This window comes from Xanthomonas sp. NCPPB 901 (assembly GCF_056725085.1).
The window spans coordinates 401710-425173 of sequence record NZ_CM161511.1 but is presented as its reverse complement, the minus strand read 5'-3'; the positions used below and the strand labels follow the sequence as shown (position 1 = coordinate 425173).

The 23464-nt window shown below is 68.0% G+C and carries 20 protein-coding genes and 1 pseudogene; 12 read left to right on the top strand and 9 right to left on the bottom strand.

Annotated features, from left to right (window positions below):
• The first annotated feature begins 232 nt into the window (after positions 1-232).
• The 11 genes and pseudogenes from ilvD to acpA all read left to right on the top strand — a co-directional run bounded on the left by ilvD (position 233) and on the right by acpA (position 11648).
• Positions 233-2071, top strand: a complete 1839-nt coding sequence (ilvD, locus tag AC1PME_RS01815; RefSeq protein ID WP_481097118.1) for a dihydroxy-acid dehydratase — start codon at positions 233-235, stop codon at positions 2069-2071.
• A gap of 568 nt (positions 2072-2639) precedes the next feature.
• Positions 2640-2927: a barstar family protein gene (locus AC1PME_RS01810; RefSeq protein WP_307547955.1), complete on the top strand. Its 288-nt coding sequence runs from the start codon at positions 2640-2642 to the stop codon at positions 2925-2927.
• A 942-nt stretch (positions 2928-3869) separates the two neighbouring features.
• The gene (locus AC1PME_RS01805) at positions 3870-4454 is read left to right on the top strand and encodes a DUF7010 family protein (protein WP_481097117.1); all 585 of its coding nucleotides are present in this window, start codon (positions 3870-3872) and stop codon (positions 4452-4454) included.
• 924 nt (positions 4455-5378) lie between these two features.
• On the top strand, positions 5379-5609 hold the full coding sequence (locus AC1PME_RS01800) for a hypothetical protein (protein ID WP_481097116.1): 231 nt from the start codon (positions 5379-5381) through the stop codon (positions 5607-5609).
• A 351-nt stretch (positions 5610-5960) separates the two neighbouring features.
• The gene (locus tag AC1PME_RS01795; protein ID WP_481098050.1) at positions 5961-6488 is read left to right on the top strand and encodes a hypothetical protein; all 528 of its coding nucleotides are present in this window, start codon (positions 5961-5963) and stop codon (positions 6486-6488) included.
• A 230-nt stretch (positions 6489-6718) separates the two neighbouring features.
• Positions 6719-6955: a DUF1161 domain-containing protein gene (locus AC1PME_RS01790; RefSeq protein WP_481097115.1), complete on the top strand. Its 237-nt coding sequence runs from the start codon at positions 6719-6721 to the stop codon at positions 6953-6955.
• 70 nt (positions 6956-7025) lie between these two features.
• Positions 7026-7352 (top strand): hypothetical protein, encoded by a 327-nt coding sequence (locus AC1PME_RS01785; protein ID WP_481097114.1) that lies wholly within the window; start codon positions 7026-7028, stop codon positions 7350-7352.
• A 107-nt stretch (positions 7353-7459) separates the two neighbouring features.
• A pseudogene (locus AC1PME_RS01780) lies at positions 7460-7797 on the top strand (hypothetical protein).
• Positions 7794-8183 carry a VOC family protein gene (locus tag AC1PME_RS01775; protein ID WP_481097113.1) on the top strand — a complete coding sequence of 130 codons (390 nt, stop codon included), beginning with the start codon at positions 7794-7796 and terminating at the stop codon, positions 8181-8183. The pseudogene AC1PME_RS01780 and the gene AC1PME_RS01775 overlap by 4 nt, the downstream one beginning before the upstream one ends.
• Positions 8184-8450: 267 nt before the next feature.
• Positions 8451-9446 carry an AI-2E family transporter gene (locus AC1PME_RS01770; RefSeq protein ID WP_254461316.1) on the top strand — a complete coding sequence of 332 codons (996 nt, stop codon included), beginning with the start codon at positions 8451-8453 and terminating at the stop codon, positions 9444-9446.
• Between the two features lie 489 nt (positions 9447-9935).
• Entirely contained in the window at positions 9936-11648 is a 1713-nt protein-coding gene (acpA, locus tag AC1PME_RS01765) for an acid phosphatase (RefSeq protein WP_481097112.1), read from the top strand.
• 117 nt (positions 11649-11765) lie between these two features.
• Here acpA and tcuC read toward each other — a convergent pair whose 3' ends face one another.
• Positions 11766-13073 (bottom strand): tricarballylate/proton symporter TcuC, encoded by a 1308-nt coding sequence (gene tcuC / locus AC1PME_RS01760; protein ID WP_481097111.1) that lies wholly within the window; start codon positions 13071-13073, stop codon positions 11766-11768.
• Positions 13074-13448: 375 nt separating this feature from the next.
• Between tcuC and AC1PME_RS01755 the strand changes: the two genes are divergently transcribed.
• Complete coding sequence (locus tag AC1PME_RS01755; RefSeq protein WP_481097110.1) at positions 13449-13916, top strand: metallophosphoesterase family protein; 468 nt, start codon at positions 13449-13451, stop codon at positions 13914-13916.
• Positions 13917-14561: 645 nt separating this feature from the next.
• Here the strand turns inward: AC1PME_RS01755 and AC1PME_RS01750 are convergent.
• The 8 genes from AC1PME_RS01750 to aroE form a co-directional block, all read right to left on the bottom strand.
• On the bottom strand, positions 14562-16133 hold the full coding sequence (locus AC1PME_RS01750; RefSeq protein ID WP_481097109.1) for an SDR family NAD(P)-dependent oxidoreductase: 1572 nt from the start codon (positions 16131-16133) through the stop codon (positions 14562-14564).
• Between the two features lie 233 nt (positions 16134-16366).
• Positions 16367-16924: an ankyrin repeat domain-containing protein gene (locus tag AC1PME_RS01745; protein WP_307547935.1), complete on the bottom strand. Its 558-nt coding sequence runs from the start codon at positions 16922-16924 to the stop codon at positions 16367-16369.
• Between the two features lie 64 nt (positions 16925-16988).
• A complete protein-coding gene (katB, locus tag AC1PME_RS01740) occupies positions 16989-18512 on the bottom strand; it encodes a catalase KatB (protein ID WP_254459993.1) in 1524 nt (507 codons plus the stop codon).
• 478 nt (positions 18513-18990) lie between these two features.
• Positions 18991-19488: a hypothetical protein gene (locus AC1PME_RS01735; protein WP_481097108.1), complete on the bottom strand. Its 498-nt coding sequence runs from the start codon at positions 19486-19488 to the stop codon at positions 18991-18993.
• A 145-nt stretch (positions 19489-19633) separates the two neighbouring features.
• Positions 19634-21763: an ATP-dependent DNA helicase DinG gene (dinG, locus tag AC1PME_RS01730; RefSeq protein ID WP_481097107.1), complete on the bottom strand. Its 2130-nt coding sequence runs from the start codon at positions 21761-21763 to the stop codon at positions 19634-19636.
• Between the two features lie 67 nt (positions 21764-21830).
• The gene (locus AC1PME_RS01725) at positions 21831-22196 is read right to left on the bottom strand and encodes a hypothetical protein (protein ID WP_481097106.1); all 366 of its coding nucleotides are present in this window, start codon (positions 22194-22196) and stop codon (positions 21831-21833) included.
• A gap of 34 nt (positions 22197-22230) precedes the next feature.
• Positions 22231-22575 carry a hypothetical protein gene (locus tag AC1PME_RS01720; protein ID WP_481097105.1) on the bottom strand — a complete coding sequence of 115 codons (345 nt, stop codon included), beginning with the start codon at positions 22573-22575 and terminating at the stop codon, positions 22231-22233.
• Positions 22576-22606: 31 nt separating this feature from the next.
• Positions 22607-23455, bottom strand: coding sequence for a shikimate dehydrogenase (aroE, locus tag AC1PME_RS01715; RefSeq protein ID WP_481097104.1), 849 nt, complete (start codon positions 23453-23455; stop codon positions 22607-22609).
• Positions 23456-23464: the final 9 nt, after the last annotated feature.

Sequence of the window (23464 nt, the reverse complement as noted above, 5' to 3'; positions counted from 1 at the left end):
TGGTCATGATGGGCGAGCCGGGCCTACGCCCCCTGACGCACCGGCCTGGGCAGTCTGCCAAGCGGCGGGGGGCGATTCTGCGACGCATTCCGCAGTCCTGGCCGGCGCGCGGCGGCGCCGACGCGCGTGCTAACGTGGCCGGCCCACCGGTGGGCGTCCAGGACGGTTGCAGCAGCAACGATCCGATCGCGCCACCATCGCCAGCCTCCCCGCCCGCACGTTCGCTGCTCCCATGCCCGACTATCGCTCCAAGACCTCCACCCACGGCCGCAACATGGCCGGCGCCCGCGCGCTGTGGCGCGCCACCGGCATGCAGGACGCCGACTTCCACAAGCCGATCATCGCCATCGCCAATTCCTTCACCCAGTTCGTGCCCGGCCACGTGCACCTGAAGGACCTCGGGCAACTGGTCGCGCGCGAGATCGAGCGCGTCGGCGGCGTGGCCAAGGAGTTCGACACCATCGCCGTGGACGACGGCATCGCCATGGGCCACGACGGCATGCTGTACTCGCTGCCAAGCCGCGAGATCATCGCCGACTCGGTCGAGTACATGGTCAACGCGCACTGCGCCGACGCGCTGGTGTGCATCTCCAACTGCGACAAGATCACCCCCGGCATGCTGATGGCCGCGCTGCGCCTGAACATCCCCACCGTGTTCGTCTCCGGCGGGCCGATGGAAGCCGGCAAGACCAAGCTCGCCGACCACAACCTGGACCTGATCGACGCGATGGTGATCGCCGCCGATCCCACCGCCTCCGACGAGAAGGTCGCCGCGTTCGAGCGCAGCGCCTGCCCCACCTGCGGCTCCTGCTCGGGCATGTTCACCGCCAACTCGATGAACTGCCTGACCGAAGCGCTGGGCCTGTCCCTGCCCGGCAACGGCACCGTGGTCGCCACCCATGCCGACCGCGAGCAACTGTTCCTCAAGGCCGGCCGTACCGCGGTGGAACTGTGCCACCGCTGGTACGGCGCCGAAGACCCGCGCGCGTTGCCGCGCGGCATCGCCACCTTCGAGGCGTTCGAGAACGCGATGACCCTGGACATCGCGATGGGCGGCTCCACCAACACCATCCTGCACCTGCTCGCCGCCGCGCAGGAGGCCGAAGTGCCGTTCACCCTGCGCGACATCGACCGCCTGTCGCGGCGCGTGCCGCAGCTGTGCAAGGTGGCGCCGAACACGCAGAAGTACCACATCGAGGACGTGCACCGCGCCGGCGGCATCGTCGCCATCCTCGGCGAACTGGCGCGCGGCGGCCTGCTGCACACCGACCAGGCCACCGTGCACAGCCGCAGCCTGGCCGACGCGATCGCGCAGTGGGACATCACCCAGAGCGACGACGCCGCGGTGCAGACCTTCTACAAGGCCGGGCCGGCCGGCATCCCCACCCAGGTCGCCTTCAGCCAGGCCACGCGCTGGCCGAGCCTGGACGCCGACCGCGCCACCGGCTGCATCCGCGACGTCGCCCACGCCTACTCGCAGGAAGGCGGCCTGGCGGTGCTGTACGGCAATATTGCCGAGGACGGCTGCGTGGTGAAGACCGCCGGCGTGGACGAATCCATCCACGTGTTCGAGGGCAACGCCAAGGTGTTCGAGAGCCAGGACGCCGCGGTCAAGGGCATCCTCGCCGACGACGTCAAGGCCGGCGACGTGGTGGTGATCCGCTACGAAGGCCCCAAGGGCGGCCCCGGCATGCAGGAAATGCTGTATCCGACCTCGTATCTGAAGTCCAAGGGCCTGGGCAAACAGTGCGCCCTGCTCACCGACGGCCGCTTCTCCGGCGGCACCTCCGGCCTGTCGATCGGCCACGCCTCGCCCGAGGCCGCGGCCGGCGGCGCCATCGGCCTGGTCCGCGACGGCGACCGCATCCGCATCGACATCCCCCAGCGCCGCATCGACCTGCTGGTCTCCGAGGCAGAACTGGCCTCGCGTCGCGCCGAACAGGACGCCCGCGGCTGGAAACCGGCCGACCCGCGCCCGCGCAAGGTCAGTACCGCATTGAAGGCGTACGCGCTGCTGGCGACCAGCGCGGATAAGGGGGCGGTGCGCGACAAGGCGCTGCTGGACGGCTGAGGCGTTGCCATGAAGACCGCGGATTCCCCCGGTCTTCATGGCGCCCTGGCATTGCACTGTAGGAGGGACTTCAGTCCCGACGCGGGAACACAAACGCCCACAGCTGGGTTGCTTTCTTGATGCTGGCGTCACTCGCTGCCGGTGTCCAACCCATCAGCGGACTGCACGCCTCAGACGCCCACGCCCTAGCACATGCGTATGGATCTGCTCGGCCGGCCCCATCCGCGCTGGGTGCTGTTTGCCGTTGGCCGGGATGAAGCGTCGTATCCGGCCAACCTATGCTTGGGCGATGCGCAGGCTGTCATGCCTACGCCGCGACCGGCGGTACACCTACTCCAGCAACTGCGGCGATGGATGTGCCGTTATCCCTTCACCCTCATGGGTGTAACTCACACGCCAGCTCGAACGTCGGACAAGGCAGCCAGCATCGACTCCCGCAACCGCGACCGCCATCCGACAAGTCATTGATGTGAAATAAGAATTCCTCTCTTTGCAGACTTCTGGCGTTGGTGGATACTTGGCCCATCACCGCTTTTAGGCGGTCTAATAGTAGTTGGGCGGCTAGCACATGGATCGCATCAAGCTCATCGAGGTGAATTTGGCGGCTGTTGAATCAGCCGCAGAGCTTCATGCCTTGCTCAGCGAGTCTTTAGGGTTTCCCGGATGGTATGGCCGTAACTGGGACGCCTTCTGGGATTCAATCACCGGGCTCGTAAAAATGCCTGAGACACTTCGACTGAAAGGTTGGAGAGAACTAGAGACCAAACTCCCGCGAGATGCGGAGCTAATGAAGTTGTGCCTCGATGAAATGGCCATCAAGTATCCCAAGGCCGCGTCAGATGTGCTCTATGCTTAGCCTAGCGGCCGGCATGCTTCCTCTTCGCATAGAAACCGCAATGCTCAGCATCCGTCAAAGCCCCTTGGCATTCGACCAGCCGTCTAACCAGCCGCTCAAGAGCGACCGCTTACCGGCGCTGCCGAGAGGCGCCCTCTGCGGATTCGCTGCTCCGGCGCCCCTCAACTAGCGCATTAGGCCTACAGGCAGGAAAGATCAATACGACTTTTGCTAGCTGAACTTTTTTGCTGCCGGCCTCCGCTTTCGCATCGCCTGACTACACCTACTGCGAGATCACCGGGCTAGCTCTCGGTGCAGACAAAGTGTTTGTCGGTTCGGTTGCGGCCCGAATTGTTGATCGCCAAGGATTTACGGGTGATTCCGGTTGCCAAACGATCTGGAAGGACTCTTACGCAACCGGCAAACGTCTTTCTGAGGGTGGTCAATGGTCCGACTTGGACTCGGTGAAGCGGCAAAAACTCCAGGACTTTTAGACAACGGTCTTGGATAGCGTAATTGGCGACCTGCATCTTGGCTTTTAGGCCTAATAATCGTTCAAGCCGATACCGCTTTGCGGCACGGCAAATTGCAACATCATGCGATAGTGCTGTACGTGCGGCGCGGCTTCCGCGTTTGGCAAGTTGCTTGACGCTTCGACGCTCGGCTCTTGGACGCATTCCACTCGTCTCCAGCCATCGGATAGCCCGCCGCCTCGTCGTCCGGCTTCGTTGCCCCACTGCGCTCATTGCCTTCGGTCTCTGTCACATCCAGCGGCCAGCACCTCGGGCAAGCCCCAAGACCGCGATCTGTGGCATGCTCGGCGTTCGGAGGCAGTGCTGGGGAGCACGGGCCATGCTTTACCGCCGCCTGGCAGCGCCGTCTAACCATTCGGTCAAGCCGACGCCGCTTCGCGGCGCGGCGTAACTCAGGCGTTAGCATGCACAACAGCGAGCAGGGGTCTCGATGGAAATGACGATGAGGGAAGCGCAGGGGGACATGCGTCGCGGCTACTTGAGCGGCGCTACTGGGATCGTGGCATCGGCGATGGCCTGGGCAATCGCCACTGCTTTTGCGGCGTTCGTCTCGCCGGAGCGCGCTATCTGGGCGCTGCTTATTGGCGGCATGTTGATCTATCCGGTCAGCGTGCTGCTGTGCAAGCTTCTTGGAGCCTCTGGCGCACACAGCAAAGGCAATCCGCTCGGTCAACTTGCGGGAGCGAGCACGTTCTGGCTCATCTTCAGCTTGCCGCTCGCGTACGGGCTGGGCCTCCGTCAGCCGGCTTGGTTCTTCTTGGGCATGCTGCTCGTCATCGGGGGCCGCTACCTGGTGTTTGCATCTGTGTATGGCATGCGGCTCTACTGGGCATTGGGTCTGGCGCTCGCTGCGAGCGCAATTGTCTTGGCGTTGTGTCGCGCGCCCGCGGTCTTCGTGGTTGCCGTGGGGGCGGCCATCGAGTTCGCCTTTGGCGCCGTAGCCTTCGCGCAGCATGGAAAGTGGGTGCGCGCCAACAATGTTCTCGACCCGACGCCGCTTCGCAGCGCGGCTTGATCCGATGTCAGGCCTCACTGATCCCACCATACGCCCCACTTGACCCAGTCTTCGACATGAGATTTCAACGTCTATTGTTTGTTGTCGTGCTGTACCTGATGGCCGCTTCGACATTCGTTGTGTTTGTCAGCAACGTAGTGCCTTGGTTCCAGTACCGCCTGTCGTCTGCACCCGCCAGGCTGATCCTCTTGCCCCAACCCGTAGGCGACAGCCCGAAAGATGAAATAAGAGCGGCGTCAGATCAGCGAAAGTACGGCCACGCGGTACTCCTGAAACTTGAGTCTGGCGAGACCCTTAGTTCTCACGCGCACCTAAAGTCCGATCAATACAAGCAGGCATCTTCAGATCAGGGGCTTCCGGTTCTGTATCGAAAAGATGGGCCAAACAAAGTTCAGGTTATTGGCAACCTCCAAGAGCTGGAGTCCCCTTGGATATGGCTGGTCCTCTGTATCGCCCTCTCGATTGTTGCACCCTACGCGGGACGGCTACGGGCGAGGGAGATGGCTAGCTGAATCCATGGCCGCAGCAAGAAGAGAGCTCTCGACACATGAGTCAGGCAACCTGGAAGTTTCGACTACGATATGAGGACACCCTAGGCGATGTTGTCCAAGCGCTTCGCAACTCCGGCTTCGGGGTACTGGAAGCCGAGAGCATCATCGAAGCTCTCCTCTAGTCGTCGACCGAGCTCCGCCTCGCCGTCCGGAAGGACTCGCCTAGATCCCACCAAGCTTGTTCAAGAGCTTTCGGCGGCAAATGTCACGGCAGTTTTTGTCAATTAACCAGCCATCTAGCAGTTCGTCCAAGTCGATGTTGCTTCGCGGCGCAGATTAACTCAGGCATTTCCTCCACCCAATGAATGCAGCCGGCGCTTTGAAAGTCGTACTCGTAAGTTCCGTGCCGTATTCGGCGCATCACGAGTCGCTGTTGCTAAGTCTGATCGACCGAAAGATTGATCTCTTTTGCGCGACAGGGACGGATTGCGAGAACTGGGAGTTTATTTTTGACTTGCTACTCACTGACCCAGATCGCAATTTTGCCCATGACATCACAACAACCAGTCATCCGAACGAGCCGATAGAAGACGTGCTGAATTTTGCGAAGATCTGGCATGTTGAAGGCTCGCAGGCAGTAGAACTCATTGAGGTTTTTTCTTGAGTTCCTCGCAGTGGTTTCTAACAGTTCATCCAAGCCAACGCCGCTTCGCGACGAGGCTGAACTCAGTTGGCAGGTCGCTTGGGACACACGGTTGCTCTACATCCTTTTCGCCGAGCGTGCGCGCCCGTCTACGCCGCCGTAGCAGATGTAGTCGCGGCGCTGTTGCCACCAGACCTGGGGGAGGTGCCGACCATGTTCGTCATTCTGGGATGGCTGCAGCTGCTCGCTTCCACAGGCTGCGGCTTGCTCGTTGGCTGGCTGTTTCGGCGCTCTGCCGATCAACGCAGACTGCAATAGTTGCGGCCATCGCATGCACCCGCCTCCCGCCAGGAACATGATCAGGTGGAAAAGATGATGAAAATATGGATGAAGATCGTCATGGCAGCCTGCTCGGTAGCCCTGTTACCTCCTGCAGCGCGAGCATCCGAACCGCTTCCGTCCATCACCCGGGCGGCGCTGAAGGACTCAGAGAGCGAATACCAACACAGCCCGCTCTGCGACAAAGTGGAACTCACACTATGGACGTGCCAAACGCGCAAGCGGGTGTTTTCGCTGTGTTCGTCGAAAGTGGTGAACCGGACGAGTGGCTACCTGCAGTACCGGGCATCGGAGGCGGGCAAGCTGGTCCTGCAATATCCGGCGGAGAAGACGCCGCCGGCGGGGCTGTTCACCTACAACACGTTCCCGAACGGCAACGCCTCGATCGAATTCAGCAATGCCGGCTACCGGTACAGCCTGTTCGACCCGCTCAGATCGGGCTCGTCGATCCTGGTCTCACCGCCGGGAACCTCGGAAAAGGCCACGGAGATCGCCTGCGGCCCCAACCAGACGTTGCAGCTCAACTACACCATGCGGCTGATGTACGACGCGGGCGTCTAGGTCGACCCCTGATGTGAAGCGTCCAGAACGCGGCGTCGCTTGCACTTTTCTTGCCGGTGTCGGCGGCGTGCGACGGTCGTGGTGCTTGACGCGGTCGGCCACTTGCTACACTCGGCTCGACTGCCGGGTTCCCTCCGGTGGTCGGACCGATCGGCTCCATTCCCAAAGCCCGCCGCACCGGTCGCCGTCTTTCTCAGAGCCCCGTCCCTCTCCTCGACATTGGTACGACCATGAAACAGGCCATCATGTTCCTCCTGCTCGCCGTTGTTTCTTCTCCTGTTTTGGCAGCCGGCAGATACTGCGAAGAGTTGAAGGCCGAGCTCACCGCGAAACTCGATGCCCACGGCGTCAAGGACTACACGCTTGAGATCGTCGACAACGCCGACATCAAGGATCGCAAGGTCATTGGCAGCTGCCAAGCCGGTACCAAGAAGATCGTGTACAGCAAGAACAAGCCGTCGACGTAACCGGCATGGGTGCTGCGATGGCCCAGGCTCAGAGGCGCCACATCGAGTTCGCTTGCAACGTAGGCCTCGCATGCAGGTAGTGGATCACGCTCCTCATGCCTGGTTTCTCCTGCGCGACGACGACACGCTCTTGCTCGACGTCAACTGCAGCCATGGCCCCGTCGGCTACGAGTGGACCATGGTGTTGAACGAGGAGGAAGCCGCACAGTTTCGTGCACTCGGACATGATTTCATCGCACAGCTCGCCGAACAGGTGCAGTGGACCGCGCCGGGCGTGCTCAACAGCCGCTCGCCGTATCTTGGACGCAAAGTGGATAGGGAGACCCGCCAGCGCGTCACACTGGCCATCAAGGCCTGGCACCAGCACGGTCAGCAGTTCTGTCCGCAAATCGGGTGAAGCAGCGGCCCAGGGTTGTGCGCTGTCCTGCCTTTCCGTCCTCTCGACCGCCTGCCTGATACGCCAACCACGCAGTACGGTTAGTTTCTCAACGCCGCCCATCCCGCATGCACGTCGACATCACCCACCACGTGGACGCCAGCGAGCCGGACGACGAAGACGGCTATTACTACGCCTACACCCTCTACCGCTTCAGCGACGGCCGCGATCTGCTGCTGGCGCGCGGCTACGACGACGAGGCGGACCAGGCGCATGTCCTGAGCATCGAGGTAGGCGGACGCGCGCGGACGATGACCGATGCGGACCTGCGGCACCCGCTGCTACTGGCCGCCGCCGCGTACTGGGCGAGGCCGGCAAGCGTAGACTGCGCTGGCTGAGCGGCCGCGGCGACGGTTACGAGCCGCTGCCCGGCCAGCCCACCATCGGATCAGGGGAGGCTCCATGAAACGCGTCACCGGGATCGGCGGCATCTTCTTCAAGGCACAGGATCCGGCCGCACTGCAGGCCTGGTACCAGCGGCACCTCGGCATCGACGTGCAGGCCTGGGGCGGCACCGCCTTCGCCTGGAGCGACGCCAGCGTCGCGCCGGTGGCCGGTTCCACCGTGTGGTCGATCGGCGCGGCGGCGCAGGAGCCGCACTTCGCGCCCGGCACCGCCCCCTTCATGATCAATTACCGGGTGCACGATCTGCATGCCCTGGTCGCGGCGCTGCGCGAGGAGGGCTGCCACGTGCTGGACCGCATCGACGAATCCGAGTACGGCGCATTCGCCTGGGTCATCGACCCGGAAGGCAACAAGGTGGAACTCTGGCAGCCGCCCGCGGGGCAGTAGCGCCAGCGCCGGGCCGGAGCGACCGGACGCCCCGCCAACGACCGCCGAAACCCGCCGCGCCGCCTGGCGCCCGCCGGCATCGCCCATGCGCAGCGACCGGTGAGTGTACGCTGCCGACGGGCGGCGCGCGGTCTTCGCTCGCCCTGCACCGCCCTGCCACTACTGTCCGCGCTCATTGTCCTGATCGGAATCCGCCCGCCGATGACTACCTCGCTCCCCGGTTCCCCCTCACCCCTGCGCGCGTTCACGGCGCGGGTCCTGGTCGTGATGGCATTGGGCGCGCTGGCGCTGCTGGCCTGGCAGTTGTCGGAACTGCTGCTGATCGTGTTCGGTGCGGTGGTGGTGGGCGTGCTGCTGCACGGGCTGGCGACGCTGTTGCGCAAGTGGTTGCCGCTGCCGGAGTGGGCGGCGCTGGCGTTGGTGATCCTGCTGCTGGTGCTGGCGCTGTCGGCGATCGTGCTGTTGTTCGGCGCCGAGGTCGCCGCGCAGATCGACACCTTCCGCGCCACCTTGCCGGCGGCCTGGAACAAGTTCCATGCCTGGCTGCAGTCCGGCCCGCTGGGACCGCAGATCGAGCGCATCCCCGACCAGTTGCGCGACGGCGCCTCGACCCTGGCCACGCATGCCGGCGCCATCGTGCTGTCGGCCGGCGGCGGCGTCACCGACGCGGTGCTGATGATGGTCGGCGGCCTGTACCTGGCCGCGCAGCCGAAGCTGTATCGGCACGGCCTGCTGCACCTGCTGCCGCGCGACCGACGCGGCGTCGCCGACGAGGCGCTGACCGCCAGCGGCCAGGCGCTGCGCGCATGGCTGACCGGGCAGCTGCTGGCGATGGCGGTGATCGGCACCCTGACCGGGATCGGCCTGTGGCTGCTGGGCGTGCCGGTGGCGCTGGGCATCGGCCTGTTGACCGCGCTGCTGGATTTCATCCCCATCGTCGGCCCGATCGTGGCCGCGGTCCCGGCGATCCTGCTGGGCTTCACCGTCAGCCCGCAGGTGGCGCTGGGCGCGCTGCTGCTGTTCGTGGTGCTGCAGCAACTCGAGGGCCACGTGCTGCAGCCGCTAATCCAGGCGCGGGCGGTGGACCTGCCGCCGGCCCTGCTGCTGTTCTCGCTGTTCGGCATCGGCGTGCTGTTCGGGCCGATGGGCGTGGTGCTGGCGGCACCGCTCACCGTGGTGCTCTTCGTGCTGGTCAAGCGCCTGTACGTGCAGCACGCGCTGGGCGATGCCGAGGGCGCCGAAGGGTCCGGAAAGCCGGCGTGACAGGTGGGGCGATCCGCCCCGGTCGGACGCCACGCTGCCGACCGATCCGCAGGACCCGCAGCGCGACCTGGTCGAGACCTTGCACGGTGCCGCCATGTACAGCGACAGGGGCCACGCCTGGCTCGGGCACGATGCCGAGCAGATCGCCGCATGCAGCACCGGTTCTAGACGCAACTGACGGCGCTGACCGCGCGTCTGGGCGCGGCGTGGCCCGGCGCTGAGCGCCGCCGGCGGAGCGGCGGCGGCACGCGACGATTCGGGCATCTCGGGCATCTATGCGGCGCTGTGCAAGCAGGCATCCGGCAGCGTGCGAGCGCCCCGCTGAGGTCGAGCGCGGGGCGCCGCCTGCCGCAGCGTCATCCGCAGTTCCGGAAACGCGGCCTGCGATACGGTCGCTGAACGCGGGTCCCGGAGTGGGACCGACTGGCTTTGACTTGTCATTCACGCGGCCCACACTGGCGGGTGCCTTTCCCTCGCCACCGATGACCCGTGAAGAAGCCGCCCCAGGATCCTGCGTCCACCACGCCCGCCGACACCGACACCACCCCCGAAAACCCGCAACGCCGGCGCCTACTGGGCGGCCTGGCACTAGCCGGCAGCGCCCTGGCGATCGGTGGCCCCGCCGAGGCGCGTACAGAAGCCTCCAAGCGCGCGGCGCCGCGCACGTTGTCGGCGACCGCGCTGGACCGCCAGTTGCGCGAGAAGATCGAACACGTGGTGGTGATCTACGCCGAGAACCGCAGCTTCAACAACCTGTTCCCCGAGTTCCCCGGGCTGCAGCAGCCGCTGTCCAAGGTGACGCCGGCGCAGGCGCGGCAGCTGGACCGCGACGGCAGCGTGCTCGACATCCTGCCGCCGATCTGGGGCGGGCTGGCGCCGGACGAGCAGGTGGTGGCGCACCGCCGCTACAAGATCGGCGAGGACGCGATCGGGCCGCTGCCCAACGCGCCGTTCCCGCTGCGCACGCCCGACGGGCAGCCGCTGCCGCACGGCATCGTGACCCGCGACCTGGTGCATCGCTTCTACGAGAACCAGATGCAGATCAACGGCGGCCGCAACGACGGCTTCGCCGCGTGGAGCGACGCCGGCGGCCTGGTGATGGGCCACTACGGCGATGCGCCGGCCACGCTGCGGCTGTGGAGCCTGGCCCGCGAGTACACGCTCTGCGACAACTTCTTCATGGGCGCGTTCGGCGGCTCGTTCCTCAACCACCAGTACCTGATCGCCGCGCAGGCGCCGTACTACCCCAAGGCCGACAGCAGCCCGGCGCGGACGCAGATCAGCGTGCTGGCCAGCGACCGCCCCGACGAGATCCGGCTGGCGGTGCAGGACGATTCGCCGGGCACCGCGCTTAACGGCCGGCCGCGCTTCGTGCGCAACGGCGCGCTGACCCCGGATTTCTGGGCCATCAACACGCTCAGCCCGCCGTTCCAGCCCAGCACCAGCCAGGACCCCACGCGCCCGGACTACGCCGACCCCAACAGCCCCAACACGCTGCCGCCGCAGACCCACCGCCACATCGGCGACGCGCTCGACGCCAAGGGCGTGGACTGGGCCTGGTACGCCGGCGGCTGGGCGCTGGCGGTGCAGGGCAAGGGCGACACCGGCGACACCAGCGAGTTCCCGACCAGCCCCAACTTCCAGATCCACCACCAGCCGTTCAACTACTTCGCCAACCTCGCCCCGGGCACGCCGGCGCGCGCGCGCCGGCTGCGCGACGGCGGCCTGGGCGACAGCGCCCCCGGCAACCGCTTCCTCGCCGACGTGCAGGCCGGCGCGCTGCCGCCGGTGACGTTCTACAAGCCGCAGGGCAACCTCAACATGCACGCCGGCTATTCCGACGTGGCCGCCGGCGATCGCCACATCGCGATGGTGGTGGACGCGCTGCGCAACAGCCCGCTGTGGGACAAGACCGTCGTGTTCATCACCTTCGACGAGAACGGCGGCTGGTGGGACCACGTGGCCCCGCCCAAGGCCGACCGCTGGGGCCCGGGCTCGCGCATCCCGGCGCTGGTGGTGTCGCCGTACGCCAAGCGCGGCCATGTCGACCACAGCGTCTACGACACCGGCTCGATCCTGCGCTTCATCACCCGCCGCTTCGGCCTGGAGCCGCTGCCGGGGCTGGTCGAGCGCGAGCGGGCGATGCACGCCGCCAGCGGCGTGGTGCCGGGCGACCTGACCGCCGCGCTGGACCTGGGCTGATCCCGGGCCAGCGCGCGGGCACATGCGTCGCCTGCCGCGGCCTGCGGCAGGCGAGCGCCGCTGGCGACGACAAGCAATCCCGACGCCGGCCCGCCCCGCGTCGGCGCAGCGCCGCGATCAGGCGGCGCCGAGCGCCTCGCCGCCGCGCTGGCGGCGGAACAGCAGCCAGGTGCAGACCAGGCCGATCAGCGCCGCCAGCGACAGCCACAGCGCCGGCGCGGCGCGGCTGTGGGTGGCGTGGATCAGCCAGGTGGACACCGCCGGGGTGAAGCCGCCCATCGTCGCGGTGGCCAGGCTGTAGGCCAACGAGAAGCCGGTGGTGCGCACCTCCGCCGGCATCACCTCGGTCAGCGCCACCACCATCGCGCCGTTGTAGGCGCCGTAGAGCAGCGACAGCCATTCGCCGACCAGCAGCAGCCGCGCGAACGAAGGCGCGTCGACCAGCCATTGCAGCGCCGGCCACACCGTCAGCAGCATCGCCACACTGGCGAACACCAGCAGCGGCTTGCGGCCGATGCGGTCGCTCAGGGCGCCCATCACCGGCAGCCACACGAAATTCGACAGGCCGATGCAACCGGTCACCACCAGGCTGTCCAGCTCGCTCAGATGCAGCTCGGCGCGGCCGTAGGTCGGCATGTAGGCGGTGATCAGGTAGAACGACACGGTGGTCATCATCACCATGCCCACGCCGGCCAGGATCAAGCCGACATTGGCGCGCAGCGAGCGCGCGATGCCGGCCAGGTCCGGCGCGTGGCGCGCGGCGAATTCGGGGGTTTCCTGCAGCGAGCGGCGGATCAGGAAGATCAGCGGCACGATCAGGCTGCCGATGAAGAACGGCACGCGCCACCCCCAGCGGTCCATCACGCTGTCGGGCAGCAGCGCGTGCAGGGCCACGCCGAGCGCGGCGGCGAACACCACCGCCACCTGCTGGCTGGCCGACTGCCAGGCCACGTAGAAGCCGCGCCGGCCCGGCGTGGCGATCTCGGCCAGATACACCGACACGCCGCCCAGTTCGGCGCCGGCGGAGAAGCCCTGCAGCAGGCGGCCGAGCAGCACGAGCAGCGGCGCCAGCACGCCGATGGTGGCGTAGCCGGGGACGAAGGCGATCAGCAGCACGCCCGCCGACATCAGCCCCAGGGTCAGGATCAGGCCCTTGCGGCGCCCGTGCCGGTCGATGTAACCGCCGAGCACCAGCGCGCCGATCGGCCGCATCAGGAAGCCGGCGCCGAACGTGGCCAGCGACAGCATCAGCGAGGCGAACGCGTCGTGCGAAGGGAAGAACGCATGGCCGATGGCGGTGGCATAGAAGCCATAGACCATGAAGTCGTACATCTCGAGGAAGTTGCCGGTGACCACGCGGAACACGGCGGCGGCGCCATGCGGGGCGGCATCGGCGGGGGCGGGGGGCGTAGGGGAAGAGGCCATCGGTCCAAGTCTGCTGGAAAAGAAAAGGCGCCGCCTTGCGATGGTGTGCGACATCGGAAGCGGCGCGCGCAACGGTACAACACGTCGCGTGCGCACGCTGCCACGGCGGTGCGCACCGCTACGTGCGGGTTAATGCGCGGCCGTCCCATGGCGCGGTGCGCGCACGCGCGCTGGTGCAAGGCCGCGCTGCACCGCGACGCGCGTCGGCGGTGCGCCCACATGCCGATACCAGCGTTGATCCACCCCGCGCGAATGCGCCCGGTGCGTGGGCGCATTCGCCTCCAGCGCACCCGACACGCACGCGCAGGTCGCCACGGCAGCACCCCATCCGAACGGGTACGCTGAGCGCTGCTCACGCGCCAGGAAGCCCCACCGATGCGTCCCGTTCGACCGCTGCATCTCGGCGTGATCGCCGATACCCATGGCCTGCTGCGCCCCGAGGCGCTGGCGGCCTTGCGCGGTTGTGCCGCCATCGTGCATGCCGGCGACATCGGCAAACCGGACGTGCTGGACGCACTGCGGGAACTGGCGCCGCTGCATGCGATCCGCGGCAACATCGACACCGCGCCGTGGGCGCAGGCGCTGCCCGAAACCCTGGACCTGGACATCGACGGCGTGCGCCTGCACGTGCGCCACGACCTGAAGACGCTGGCGCGCGTCGCCGACGGCGTGGACGTGGTGATCAGCGGCCACTCGCACATGCCGTCGCTGCAGCATCGCGACGGCGTGCTCTACCTCAATCCCGGCAGCGCCGGACCGCGCCGCTTCCGCCTGCCGATCAGCCTCGGCCACCTGTATCTGACGCCGACCGGCCCGCGCGGCGAATTGCAGACCCTGGCCTAGCGCAGGACGCGTCGCGCGCGACCGGCGTGCGGACGCATCGCTTGCGGCGGGCGGGCGACGAACGCGCGCGCTTCGCGACAGTCGACGCGGGGAGGCATGTGGCCAGCGGATGGGCATGGCGAGGCCAGGATGCGACAACGCGAAAGGCGCGCACCTGCGCGAGGGAGGAAGCGTTTCCGGCAAGATCGGCCTCGGCCGCATGACCAGGGACGAATACCAGGTCAACCGCATGGCCTGACCATGTTCTTCGGCGCCGTCCTGGGCCTGGTGCACACCGGTACCGAACGCCTCAACGCCTGGCAGTTCGGCGGGGCGCTGACCCTGCTTGCCAGCGTGGTCACCTCGACCCTGTTCGTTTCCAGCAGCCGGCACCGGGTGGCCTGCGCGGTCTACACCCTGCTGATGGCTTTGGCGCTGCCGAGGGCGATCGACACGATGCGCCAGGGCCACGCCCCACTGCCGGACACGTGCAACCGACGCCGATCGTGTGGACCACGATGGCCCTCCTGGTGGAGTTCTGGGGCCGCGACAAAGACGTCGCCGCCACGACGGCAACTGCCCGCGAGCGCGACTAGCACGCGAACGCAGGCGGAGCGGGCGCCGTCTGTGCGCACCACACGCCCCCGGTTCCGGCCAGGCGCCGCCTCACCAGTCAGTCGGCGCGTAGTCCTTGAGGAACTGCCCCCACACGTGTTCGCCGGTGTTGAAGCCGTGGATGATCGGATCGACGATGCGCGCGGCGCCGTCGACGATGTCCAGCGGCGGGTGGAAGCGCTCTTCCTGCACCTTGCGCGCGGCGATCTCGGCCGGATCCTCGTCGGTGACCCAGCCGGTGTCCACGCTGTTCATGTGGATGCCGTCGTTCTGGTAATCCGCCGCCGAGGTGCGGGTCATCATGTTCAACGCGGCCTTGGCCATGTTGGTGTGCGGATGCCGGGTGGTCTTGAAGTTGCGGTAGAACTGCCCTTCCATCGCCGACACGTTGACGATGTGCTTGTCGCGCTCGGGCGTGCGCAGCATCAGCGGCTTGAGCCGCGCGTTGAGGACGAACGGCGCGATCGCGTTGACCAATTGCGTCTCCAGCAGTTCCACCGAGGACACTTCGTCCAGCAGCAGGCGCCAGGAGTTGCGCCCGCGCAGGTCCACCTGCTGCAGGTCCTGGTCCAGCCGTCCTTCCGGGAACAGGTGCTGCTGCGCGAGCAGGTCGTCGGCCAGCAGCGGCACCTGCGACAGCTCCGCGGCGCGCAGCAGGCCATCGGCGCCGGCACGCGAAGGGCCCGCGCCGGCCGGCAACGTGGTGCCCGCCGCCGGCAGCAGGTCGGGACCGCGCAGCCCTTCGTACTGGCCCACCAGCCGGCGCACGTGCTCGGGCAGGTCGTGCAGCGCGGCGGTCTCGCCGGCCAGCATGTGCGCGTAGAACTGCGGCGGCCGGCGCACGGTCTGGCAGGCGTTGTTGACGATGAAATCCAGGCGCGTGCGGGTCGCCAGCAGTTCGCTGCAGAACGCCTCGACGCTGGGCGTGTGGCGCAGGTCCAGCCCGTACACCTGCAGGCGATGACCCCACTCGGCGAAATCCGGCTCCTGCGCGTAGCGCGCCGCCGAGTCGCGCGGGAAGCGCGTGGTCACGATCAGCTCGGCGCCGGCGCGCAGCAACTTGAGTCCGGCCTGGTAGCCGATCTTGACCCGGCCGCCGGTGAGCAGCGCCACGCGCCCGCGCAGGTCCGCGCTCTCGGTGCGCTTGAGGTAGTTCAACTCGGCGCAGGGCGGGCACAGCTGGTCGTAGAAGTGGTGCAACTCGGTGTACTTCTGCTTGCACACGTAGCAGTGGCGCAGCTCGGGCGAATGCGCCGCCGGCGCCTCGGCCGCGGCCTGCGCGTGGGTCAGCGCTTCCGGCGCGTGCGGCGGAAAATAGTTCGGCGTACTGAACACCGGCTTGCGGCGCAGCGCGCGGATGCCGGTCTGCGCCAGCAACTCCTCGGCCTTGCGCACCTTCTCCTGGTGGCGCTCGCGCGCCTGCTCCTTGAGCAGCTTGCGCCGCGCCTTGGGCTCAGGGTTGAAGACCTGGGCGACCACCTGCAGCAGGCGCACCCGCTCGGCCTCCGGCAGGGTATCGAGCACGCGCCGGTCGGCGGCGATGGTCTCGAGCAGGTCCAGGGCGATGCGCAGGCGCTCGGCCAGGGGCAGGTCGTCGGGAGAGACAGGGGCAGTGGCGTTCAAGACAGATCCGGGTAGGCGACGGCGAGCCGCGGCAGGGCGCCGGCACGATGCCGACAGGGCAGCACGCGGCCCTGCGGCGTCGCCGTCTGCCAAGGCGGGGACGGCGGCGGCACGGACCGCGGCGGGCCGGAGGGACCGGCCACCCGGGCATTTTCGCCGATCCGGGGCCTGCGATGCCACGCGCAGCGCGATGGCCGTGCCGCGTACCCGCCGCGGAGGCCGGCCGGGACCGCTCAGCGCGCCGGTGCGGTCGCGAACTCGCCGCGCTGCAGCCGGGCCACGTCGTTGCCCTGCGCATCCTTGGCCTGCAGGTCGGCGCCCTTGGCGGCGAGTTCCTTCAGCACCTCGGTGCGCTGGAACAGCGCCGCGTACATCGCCGCGGTCTGCCCGGCGTTATTGCGCTGGTCCGGCGCGCAATCGGCCTGCATCAGCCGCTTGGCGATGCTCAACTCGCCCTTAAAGATCGCGCCCATCAGCGCGGTGTTGCCGCGCTTGTCCTGCGCGCAGGGGTCGGCACCGGCGCGCAGCAACTGCTCCACCGCCGCCTGCTGGCCGTGGTAGGCGGCCAGGATCAGCGCGGTGTAGCCCTTGTCGTCGCGGGTGTTGAGGTCGTAATGGGCCCGGATGAACTCGGCCAGCATGTCCTGGCGGCCCTGCCGCGCGGCATCGAAGAAGTAACTGCGCAACTGCGCCTGCACCGCGGCCGGATCCGGCGCCGCAGACGCGGCCGGTGCGGCGGCGGCCGTGGCACTCACGGCCAGGCCGAGCAGAAAGAGAACAACACGACGCATAGGTGGTCTCCGCAAGAAGATGCACGGCGCGGCGATACCGCCGCCACGCCGCGCGTGGGACGGATCAATCCTGCAACTGCGCGGCCAGTTGCTTGACCCGCGCCAGGTCGCCCTTGGCCACCCGCGCCACGCCGCTGCCATAGGCCGGGTCGGCCTTGTACAGGAACGAGAGCATGATGTGCTTGCTCGTATCGTCGGTGCCGGCCAGCGATTCGCCGAAGCTCTGGATCAGGTCCTGCTGCTCCTTCTTGCTGTAGCTGCGGAACAGCTCGCCGGCCTGCTTGAAGTTCTGCTCGCGGGCGATCTTGGCCTGCTGGGTGGTGCCGGACAGCGGCAGCTGGCTGTAGCGCGCGTTCGGATCCTGCGGCCGCGGGCTGAGCCGGCTCGGCTCGTAGTTCACGCCGCTGCTGGTGCTGCCGGCGTTCATCGCGCCGTCCTGGTTGCCGTTGTTGACCGCCACCCGCGGCCGGTTCACCGGCAGGCTCAGGCCATTGGTGCCGACGCGGTACAGCTGGGTATCGGCGTAGGAGAAGATGCGCCCCTGCAGCAGCCGGTCTTCGGACGGCTCGATGCCCGGCACCAGGTTGGCCGGCGCCATCGCCACCTGCTCGGTCTCCTGGAAGAAGTTGTCCACGTTCTTGTTCAACACCATCTGCCCGATCTTGCGCTCGGGCACGCCCGGCCAGATCTTGGTGGCATCCAGCGGATCGAAGTCGAACTTGGCCAGGTCCTCGGGCGCGAGTACCTGGATGTACAGGTCCCACTTCGGGTAGTCGCCGCGCTTGATCGCGCCGACCAGGTCGTTGGTCAGGTGGCTGTAGTCCTTGCCCTGCACCGCCACCACCTGCTGCGGATCCAGGTTCTTCAGGCCCTGCAGGCTCTTCCAGTGGAACTTCACGTAGTGCACCTGGCCCTGCGCGTTGACCAGCTTGTAGGCATGCACGCCGTTGCCGTCCATGAAGCGGTAGCCGGCCGGCGTGCCTTCGTTGGAGTACAGCAGGGTCAGCGTGCGGGTGGCCTCGGGCACATGCGAGAAGAAATCGAAGCGGCGCGCATCGTCGTCGAGATTGGTGCGCGGGTCCGGCTTGAACGCATGCACCATGTCCGGGAACTTGATCGCGTCGCGGATGAAGAAGGTCGGGAAGTTGTTGCCGACCAGGTCCCAGTTGCCTTCGCTGGTGTAGAACTTGGTGGCGAAGCCGTGCGGGTCGCGCAGCGTCTCCGGCGAATGGTTGCCGTGCACCACCGAGGAGAAGCGCACGAACACCGGCGTGGTCGTGCCCGGCGCGAACACCTTGGCCTTGCTCAAGTCGGAGATGTCGGCAGTCGCGGTGAACTCGCCGTGCACGCCGGTGCCGCGCGCGTGCACCACGCGCTCGGGGATGCGCTCGCGGTCGAAGCGCTGCAGCTTCTGGATCAGTTGCACGTCCTGCAGCAGCGTCGGGCCGTTGGGCCCGGCGGTCTGCGAGTTCTGGTTGTCGCCCACCGGCGCGCCGTTGTCGCGGGTGAGCGTGGACTGCGCGGCGCTGGCCGACAGGATCAGGGAAGGCGACAACAGGACTAGCAACAAGACAGATCCAGGGCGCATGGCGTCGGCTCGCGTGAAGGGAGCTGCAGCATGGCGGCAGCGCGTCGCGCTGAACATTCGTTCCTTACGATCGCCGCCATCGACGCAGCCAATCGCGCGTGCGCACTGTGACCGCGAGCGCTGGAAGAGCGCGCAATGCGTAGCAGCCGCACTGCAGACTTAGCATCCCGCGACGGCGACGCGGATGCAGATCGACCGCAAAATGTAGACGCATGCGAAGGCGATGGTGGCCACAGCGCGTGGTGCAATGCGCCTACAGCGATACAGGCGCGCGATGCGCGCCAGAAGAGCACTTCGGGAAGTTTGCTGCGGGAGGCGGCTCCCGTCCCCTTTGCGGGATCAGCCGCGGCGGGCTTTGCCGGGAACGCGTCGTCGCGGCTGAAGCCGCTGCGACAGCGCGCGTGCATCCGGCTTGCGGCAACGGCGCCAGCGCAGCGCCACTGTCCTGCCTGGCCCCGCCATGATGGCGGGGCGGCGGCTAGCGCTTCGCGCTCAGCGCGCGGCTGCGATTGGCGAACAGGGTCTGGTCGGCACGACTGTAGGCCTGCCGCTGCACGGCCGCATCGATGCCGCGCTGGAAGTCGGCGCGGAACCCCGGCTCGGTGATGCGCTGGGCGATCAGGAACGCCGCGTGCGCCACATCGGCCCCGACGGCGTGCGCATCGGGAAACCCCTCGCGCTGGATCAGCTCGGTCAGACGCTCCTGGCTTTCCTTGTGCGCCGTCCGCACCTCGTGCGCGAACGCGCGCAGCGAGACGGTGTCGTGCTGCAGCCGCTGCGGCGTGTAGTCCCGCTTGAGGTCGGCGCGGGCCTGCGCGTCGTCGCTGATCAACTGCAACAGTTGTGCGCGATAGGCCGGATTGGCCGGCGCTGCCGCCGCCGCGCCTTCTGTCGGTGCGGGTGCCGGTTGCGCCGCGATGCTGCCCGCCAGCACGCACAACGCCGCTCCGAACGCCCACTGTCTGGCGATTCGCATGGTGATACTCCCCCTGTGGCCCGCGATACTAGACCAGCGCGCGCGGCCTGTCCGCGCGGCGGCGGCCAACGCACGGAATTGCCGTCAGGGCGACGCCAGCCTGGCGAACTGCGTCACATCGTCAGGCCAACGGACGTCACATTCGCTAGCCGATCACCCGCTTGAACGGCGGCAGCGCGTCGATGATGCGCTTGCCGTAGCGCTTGGTCAGCAGCCGCGAATCGAGAATGATCACCCGGCCGTGGTCGTCGGCGGTGCGGATCAGGCGGCCGGCGAACTGGGTCAGGGTGCGCAGCGCGTGTGGCACCGCGATCAGGTTGAAGGCGTTGAGGCCGCGGCTTTCGAACCATTCGCCGAGCGTGGCGGTCTGCGGGTCGGTCGGCACCGCGAACGGCACCTGGGTGATGACCACCGTGGTACAGGCCTCGCCGGGCAGGTCCAGGCCCTCGCCGAAGGAATTGAGGCCGAACAGCACCGAGCCTTCGCCGGCGGCGATGCGGCGCATGTGCTCGCCGATCATCTGCGACTTGGAGCCATCGCCCTGCACCAGCACGCGGTTGCGCTGCGCGATCGGCAGCAGGTCGGCCACCTTGAGCATCTTCCAGCGCGAGGTGAACAGCACGATCGAGCCCTTGCCCCAGTCCAGCTCGCGCACCAGGTAGCGCGCCACTTCGCGCGGGTGGCCCTCGCGGTCGTCCGGCGCCACCGGGAACGCCGGCACGATCAGTTCGGCCTGGTTCGGCAGGTCGAACGGCGAGGACAGCGACACCATCTCGGCATGCGCGGGCAGGCCGTTGTCGATCGCCAGCGCCTGGAAATCGCCGCCGCCGGTCAGCGTGGCCGAGGTCAGCACCGCCGCGTCCACTTCGCTCCACAGCAGCGAGCGCAGCACCTGCGCGGCCGATACCGGCGAGCAGTGGCAGACCAGGTCGGCATCGCGCGAGGCGGTGATCCAGCGCGCCATCGGCGGCTGCCCGTCCTGGTCCTCGCGGCGCCAGCCCAGCCACAGCGCGTACTGCTGCTCGACCATCTCCAGGGCCATGCCCAGGTTGCGCTGCAGGCGTTCCTTGGCCGCATCGTCCTGCTTGGACTTGGCCGCCATCTGGTGCGCGGCCTGCACCCAGTTCAGCAGCGCCCCGGTGTCCTGCGCCTGCGCGTCGATCAGCGGCTTCCATTCCTCGGGCAGGCGGCCGTTGGGCGCGCGCCACATCGGTTCGTCCTGGCCCGGCTCCGGCACCCATACCCGTTCGATCTCGGCGCGGAACGCCTTCAGGCCCTTGGCCACCTGCGCGGCCAGTTCGATCGCCTCGTTGGGCAGCTGGTTGCCGATGCGGTCCTTGTCGGCGAGCCGGTAGGCGGCGCCGACCAGCGCCTGCAGGCGGCCGGTGCGCCGCGCCATCTCGTCCAGCGGCAGGTTGGCCGCGCCCTGGTCGATGGCGACGCCGGCGATATGGTGGCCCTCGTCGAGTACCAGCAGCATGTCCGACGGCGGCGCGATCAGCGGCTGGCCGTTGTCGCTGTCGCCCAGCGACAGCGCCGACAGCAGCAGGGCGTGGTTGGTGACCACGATCTGCGCATCGCGCACCTCGCTGCGCGCCTTCAGCACCGGGCACTGCACGGCGAAGGAGCAGCGGCGGCCGGCGCAGCCGGCGGCGTTGGTGGTGATGCGCGCGCGCAACGACGGCGGCACCGGCTCCGGCGCGGCGTCCAGGTCGCCGTTCCAGGTCCGGTCGGCATAGGCCTTGGCCAGCGCCCGCGCCTGTTCGGCCTCGGCCGGGCTCAGCGGGCGGTCGTACAGCGGCGCCTCGTCCTCGAACATGCTGTCCTGCGCGGCTTCGCCGTGCAGTTCGGCGACGTTGCGCGTGCACAGGTAGCGGGTGCGGCCCTTGGCCAACGCCACCGTGGCCTCCAGCCCGGTGGCCTTGAGGAAGGCCGGGATGTCGCGCTCGACCAGCTGCGACTGCAGCGCCACCGTGCCGGTGCTGATCACCAGCTTTTTCTTGCTGGCCAGCGCGATCGGCACGCCGGCGGTCAGATAGCCCAGGCTCTTGCCGACGCCGGTGGGCGCTTCGGCCACGCCCACCCCGCCGGAGGTGCCCAGCGCACGCGAAACCACGCCGATCATCTGGCTCTGCGCGCGGCGCACGCGAAAGCCCGGCGTGTTGGCCTGCAGCTTGGCGTAGGCATCGCGGATCGCCAGCTTGACCGGTTCGGTGAGCTGACGCGGGGACGGGCCGGACGCGGGCGGCGTCGACGGCGAAGGGGACTCGGTCATCCCGGCATTTTCTCACGTCCCGTCGCAGGGACTGAAACGCGGGAACTGAACGGCGCTATGCGCCGCGTTACGGCGCCGGCGACGCGGCCTTGCGCGGCAGCGCCAACCACAGCGCGCGCAGCAGCAGCCCCAGGCCGACCACGTACAACGCATCGTCTAGCACTTGCGCCAGTGCGTAGACGTCCGGATGGGAGCCACGGAACTGCGGGGTCATCAGTGCCACCCAGCCCAGCACCGCGTCCAACAGCCGCGGCACGATCGCGCCCGTCAGCAACACCGTCAGCCCGAGCCGCGCCAGGGTGCGCGCGCGGCCCGGTGCCAGGCGCGGGAGCAGCAGCAGGGCGATCAGCGGCAGCAGCAGGCGCGCCAGCAGGCCGAGCACGCCGGTCAGCGCGCCCACGTCGAGCAACGGGTACAGCCCCACTGCCAGCATCGCCTCCTCCCTGGGCCAGGCCCGCCGGCGTCCATCAGTGCGGCGGCGCCATCCGCGGCGGCAGGGCGAAGCGCAGCGCCAGCACCACCAACAGCACGCCCACCGTCAACATCAGGCTGAGGACCGTGCGCAGCACGCCCAGCCACAGCGTGAACTCGGACAGGCTGGCACCGCGCGACATCAGCCACATCGGCAACACCGACAGCGCCGTGCCCAGCAGCATCACCAGCAGCATGATGCTCAACCCGCACAGGCCGAGCGTGCGCGGCCGGCCGGGACGGCGCGTGGCCAGCAGCGCCAGGCCGATCACGTACACCAGCACGACCGGCAGCTGGAACAGCAGGGTCGTCAACAGTTGCATCACCACTCCATTGTCCATGCCGTCGTTCCTCTCGATGCAGACGTCGCGGTCAGTCGGCGCTGACCAGCACCGCATCGCGCTCGCGCAGCGCGGCATAGACCGGATCGGTGTCCGGGCGCACGCCATGCCATGCCTCGAAACTTTCGGCCGCCTGCTCCACCAGCATGCCCAGGCCGTCCACGGTGTCGCGGCAGTGCGCCGCGCGCGCCCACGCCAGGAACGCGATCGCGACCTCGCCGTAGTTCAGGTCCACCGCCAGGGTCATGCTGTTGATCAGCGACAGCGGCAGGGTGAAGCCGGCGGCCGGATCGCGGCCGATGGTGGTGGCGTTGACGATCAGTTCGAAATCGCCCAGTTCGCGCAGGTCCTCCCAATAACGCGAGACCGCGCGCGCCGGCTCGCCCAGCACGTCGACCAGCGCGTCGGCCCGTTCCGGCGAGCGGTTGACCACCACCAGTTGCTGCACGCCGGCCTCCAGCAGCGCCGGCGCCACGCCGCGCGCGGCGCCGCCGGCGCCCAGCAGCAGCGCGCGGCGACCGCGCAGGTCCAGGCCGTTGCGGCCGGTCAGGTCGCGCACCAGGCCGGCGCCGTCGGTGTTGTCGCCGTGCCACTGGCCGTCGCGGTAGCTGAGCGTGTTGACCGCACCGGCGCAGCGCGCGCGTTCGCTGTGCACCAGGCTGAGCGCGAACGCGGCTTCCTTCAGCGGCAGGGTCACGTTGGCGCCGGTACCGCCGGCGGCGGCGAAGGCGGCCAGCGCCGCGGCGAACCCGTCGGCCTGGACATCGATCGCCTCGTACTGCAGGGCGATGCCGGTCTGCTTGGCGAAGGCGGCGTGGATGCGCGGCGACAGCGAATGGGCGACGGGATGGCCGAACACGGCAAAACGGGAGTTGGGCATGGAGCGCTC